Origin of the sequence: Curtobacterium flaccumfaciens UCD-AKU, from assembly GCF_000349565.1 — a bacterium.
Lineage (GTDB): Bacteria > Actinomycetota > Actinomycetes > Actinomycetales > Microbacteriaceae > Curtobacterium > Curtobacterium poinsettiae.
In genome coordinates this window covers 1760-2585 of record NZ_KB714625.1, presented here as the reverse complement: position 1 = coordinate 2585, position 826 = coordinate 1760, and the positions used below count along the sequence as shown (strand labels likewise).

Here is an 826-nt window from a genome sequence, read left to right as displayed (position 1 = left end):
CACCGGGCCTCCCGTCCGCCGTTGACTCGCGCCCAGGGCGCGCGCAGGACGCCGGATCAGTCCTGCTGGTCCGCCTCCACCGCGTCGCGCAGCCGGTCGAGCACGTCCGGCACCGCCGAGCGCACCCGGCTCCAGCTCGGGATGAACGGCTTGTCGTTCGGCCGCGCCGTGAAGGCGCCGCCGGCGTCGAGGATCGCCTTCGTGAAGAGCTCCACGGCGGCTTCCTCGGCGTGCTGGTCGAACGCGAGCCCGCTCATCTCGGCTTCGTGCCGGTAGACCTCGACGATGTCGAGCGCGTTCCGGTAGTACGTCGCCTTGAGCACCCGGAACGAGTCGGACGTGAGCGGGACGCCCATCGTCGCGAGCTTCCGGAGCAGCGACTGCACGATGTCGTTGCCCATCCGTGCCAGGCCGCCGGTGCCGTCGGCCTCGGCGAGGGGCTGGTGCTTGTGGTCGTAGGCGTCGGCGATCTCCACCTGGCACACCTGCCGGGTCGCGTAGTCGCGGTAGACCTCGGAGAGCATCCCGATCTCGAGTCCCCAGTCGCCGGGGATCTTCAGGCCGTTCAGCACGTGGGCGCGCATCGCGAACTCGCCGGAGAGCGGGTACCGGAAGCTGCTGAGGTACTCCAGGTACTCGGACTCCCCGTAGACCCGGCGGAGCGAGCGGAGCAGCGGCCCGACGAGCAGCCGTGCGGCGCGGCCGTTGATCCGGCCGTCGGCGACGCGTGCGTAGTAGCCCTTCGAGAACTCGTAGTCGAACGCGGGGTTCGCGACCGGGTAGAACAGCCGCGCGAGCATGCCCCGCTCGTAGGTGGTGATGTCGC

The 826-nt window shown here is 70.5% G+C and carries 1 pseudogene; it reads right to left on the bottom strand.

The window, feature by feature from the left end:
* Positions 1–56: 56 nt before the first annotated feature.
* Positions 57–826, bottom strand: a pseudogene (locus H489_RS29920) (hypothetical protein); the annotation flags it as partial.